Consider the following 3,685-nt stretch of genomic DNA (forward strand, 5'->3'; position numbering starts at 1 on the left):
AGCGCGAAGATCCGCCAGATCAACTTCATCGGCAACAAGGCGTTCAGCACGGGTACGCTGCGCGACGAAATGCAGCTGTCCACGCCGAACTGGTTCTCGTGGTACACGAAGAACGACCTATACGCGAAAGACAAGCTCACCGGCGACCTCGAAAACGTCCGCTCGTATTACCTGAATCGCGGCTACCTCGAGTTCAACATCGAGTCGACCCAGGTGTCGATCACGCCGGACAAGAAGGACATGTATCTGACGGTCACGCTGCACGAAGGCGAGCCGTACACGATTAGCAGCATCAAGCTGGCCGGTAACCTGCTCGACCGCGAGCCGGAGCTGGCCAAGCTCATCAAGATCAAACCGGGTGACCGCTTCTCGGCTGAAAAGCTGCAAGCCACCACCAAGGCGATTGTCGACAAGCTCGGCGAATACGGCTATGCGTTCGCCACCGTCAACGCGCAGCCGCAGATCGATCAGGAACACCACAAGGTCGACCTGACGCTGCAGGTGGATCCGAGCCGCCGCGTGTACGTGCGCCGTATCAACGTGGTCGGCAACACGCGTACTCGCGACGAAGTGGTGCGCCGCGAAATGCGCCAGCTCGAAAGCTCGTGGTTCGATTCGAACCGCCTCGCGCTGTCAAAAGACCGGATCAACCGCCTCGGCTACTTTACCGATGTCGACGTGACCACAGTGCCGGTGGAAGGCACGCCGGATCAGGTCGATGTGGACGTCAAGGTGGCCGAAAAGCCGACCGGCGCGATCACGCTGGGCGCGGGCTTCTCGTCGACCGACAAGGTGGTGCTCTCCGCGGGCGTGTCGCAGGACAACGTGTTCGGTTCGGGTACGAGTCTCGCGGTGAACGTGAATACCGCCAAGACGTACCGTACGTTGACGGTCACGCAGGTCGATCCGTATTTCACCGTCGACGGCATCAAGCGGATTACCGACGTCTACTACCGTACGTATCAGCCGCTGTACTACTCGACGGATTCGAGCTTCAAGATCGTCACGATCGGTGGTGACCTGAAGTTCGGTATTCCGTTCTCCGAAGTCGACACGGTGTACTTCGGTGCCGGCCTCGAGCAGAACCAGCTGGACATCGACGCGAACACGCCGCAAAGCTATATCGACTACGTGAACCAGTTCGGTCGTGTGTCGAACAACGTGCCGATCACGGTGGGCTGGTCGCGCGACGCGCGTGACAGCGCACTGGTACCGAGCCGCGGTTACTTTACGCAGGCGAACGCCGAATATGGCACGCCGCTCGGCGGTACGCAGTACTACAAGGCCGACATTAACGCGCAGTACTATTACTCGTTTGCGCGCGGTTTCGTGCTGGGCTTCAACTTCCAGGGCGGTTACGGTAACGGCCTGGGCGGCAAGCCATACCCGATTTTCAAGAACTACTACGCCGGCGGTATCGGTTCGGTGCGAGGCTATGAGCCGAGCTCGCTGGGCCCGCGTGACGCGAAGACGAACGACCCGATCGGCGGCTCGAAGCTGCTGGTGGGTAACGTCGAATTGACGTTCCCGCTGCCGGGTACGGGCTACGACCGCACGTTGCGCGTCTTCACGTTCCTCGACGCTGGTAACGTCTGGGGTACGGAAGGCAACAGCATCGGCGCGAACGGCCTGCGTTATGGCTATGGTGTCGGTCTCGCCTGGATCTCGCCGATCGGCCCGCTCAAGCTCAGCTTGGGCTTCCCGCTCACGAAGCACACTGGCGACCAGTATCAGAAGTTCCAGTTCCAGATCGGGACGGCGTTCTGATCAGGCGGCCGGCGCTCCGGCGGCTGGCGGTCCGAACTACGGACGGCTTCCGGCGGCGGCCCCGGCCAAACTACAGTATCGAGAGGATGACTTTGCTAACCGGTATGTTTTCGAAACGTGTGGCGTGTGCGTTCGCGCTGGCAATGACGCTGGGTGTCGGAGTAGCGGGGGTAGCGCACGCGCAGGAAGCCCGGATCGCTGCGGTGAATTCGGACCGTATCCTGCGTGAATCGGCTGCCGCGAAGGCTGCACAGGTCAAGCTCGAGGCGGAGTTCGCCAAGCGTGACAAGGATCTGGCCGACATGGCGCAGAAGCTGAAGTCGATGTCCGACTCGCTCGACAAGAACGGCGCGTCGATGTCGGCCGCCGATCGCGCGCAGAAGCAACGCGATCTGTCGCAGCTGGATACGGACTTCCAGCGCAAGCAACGCGAGTTTCGCGAAGACCTGAACCAGCGCCGCAACGAGGAACTGGCTGCGGTGCTCGACCGGGCCAACAAGGTGATCAAGCAGATCGCCGAGCAGCAGCACTACGACCTGATCGTTCAGGAAGCGGTGTATGTGAGCCCGCGCATCGACATTACCGATCAGGTGCTCAAGGCATTGGCGGCGTCGGGCAACTGAACACGGCCGCAGGCCACCTGTAGCTGGGGTCGTAGGCCGGTTCGCAGCGCGGGGCCATAGAACTGACAAGTTGGACTGATTTGCAGCAACCATCTTGCATGGGATCGGAGTAAGTGCTTTGCATGAGACCAGAGTAAGTGCTTTGCATGGGGCCGGCGTAACGCGCTAAAGCGCGAACTCCGGCCGACAGCTGAAGCGCTAACTTAGATCGACACAGGAGACAGAATAGGCATGGCATTTACGCTCGAGGACATCGTCCAGCGGTTCGGCGGTGAAGTAGTCGGAGATGGTTCGCAGCGCGTCGGCAGTCTGGCGCCGCTCGACCAGGCAGGCCCGGACCAGCTGGCGTTCCTCGCCAATCCAAAGTATCTGTCGCAGGTCGAGACGACCCGTGCGGGCGCGGTGTTGATCAATGCCGACGACCTCGCGAAGCTGGCCTCCCGCGACGCTCGTAACTTCATCGTCACGCCGAATCCGTACGCTTACTTCGCGCGGGTCGCGCAGACTTTCATCGACATGGCATCGCCCAAGGCTGTGCCCGGCGTGCACCCGAGTGCGACGATCGACCCGTCGGCTCAGATCGCCGCGAGCGCGGTGATCGGTCCGCACGTCACGGTGGAAGCGGGCGCAATGATCGGCGAAAACGTGCGCCTGGATGCCAATGTGGTGATCGGCCGCGGCACGCGGATCGGCGCAGGCTCGCATCTGTATCCGAATGTCGCGGTGTACTACGGCTGCAAGCTCGGCGAGCGCGTGATTGTGCACGCGGGCGCGGTGATCGGTTCGGACGGTTTTGGCTTCGCGCCGGATTTCGTGGGCGAAGGCGATGCCCGTACCGGCAGTTGGGTGAAGATTCCGCAGGTCGGCGGTGTGTCGATCGCGGCAGACGTCGAAATCGGCGCGAACACCACTATCGACCGTGGCGCCATGGCCGACACGATCATCGAAGAGTGCGTGAAGATCGACAATCTCGTGCAGATCGGCCACAACTGCAAGGTCGGCGCTTACACGGTGATCGCCGGCTGCGCGGGCATCGCGGGCAGCACCACGATCGGCCGTCATTGCATGATCGGCGGCGCGGTTGGGATTGCCGGTCACGTCACGCTGGCGGACTATGTGATCGTCACGGCGAAGTCGGGCGTGTCGAAGTCGTTGCTGAAGCCAGGCATGTACACCAGCGCTTTCCCGGCTGTGAACCATGCCGACTGGAACCGGAGCGCCGCTTTGCTGCGTAACATCGACAAACTCCGCGACCGTATCAAGGCGCTCGAAAATACCGCTTCGGCAAGCAAGCC

General features: G+C 61.7%; 3 protein-coding genes. All 3 read left to right on the plus strand.

The genetic code is table 11. The features are described 5' to 3' along the window. A partial coding sequence (gene bamA / locus VFE81_RS22875; protein WP_325046778.1) for an outer membrane protein assembly factor BamA occupies positions 1 to 1,767 on the plus strand: 1,767 nt, incomplete at its 5' end. Between the two features lie 86 nt (positions 1,768 to 1,853). Next, entirely contained in the window at positions 1,854 to 2,390 is a 537-nt protein-coding gene (locus VFE81_RS22880) for an OmpH family outer membrane protein (RefSeq protein WP_183082010.1), read from the plus strand. A gap of 231 nt (positions 2,391 to 2,621) precedes the next feature. Further along, positions 2,622 to 3,685, plus strand: a 1,064-nt coding sequence (gene lpxD / locus VFE81_RS22885; protein WP_325046779.1) for a UDP-3-O-(3-hydroxymyristoyl)glucosamine N-acyltransferase, incomplete at its 3' end; no start/stop codon positions are given.

The organism is Paraburkholderia sp. (genome assembly GCF_035656215.1).
GTDB lineage: Bacteria > Pseudomonadota > Gammaproteobacteria > Burkholderiales > Burkholderiaceae > Paraburkholderia.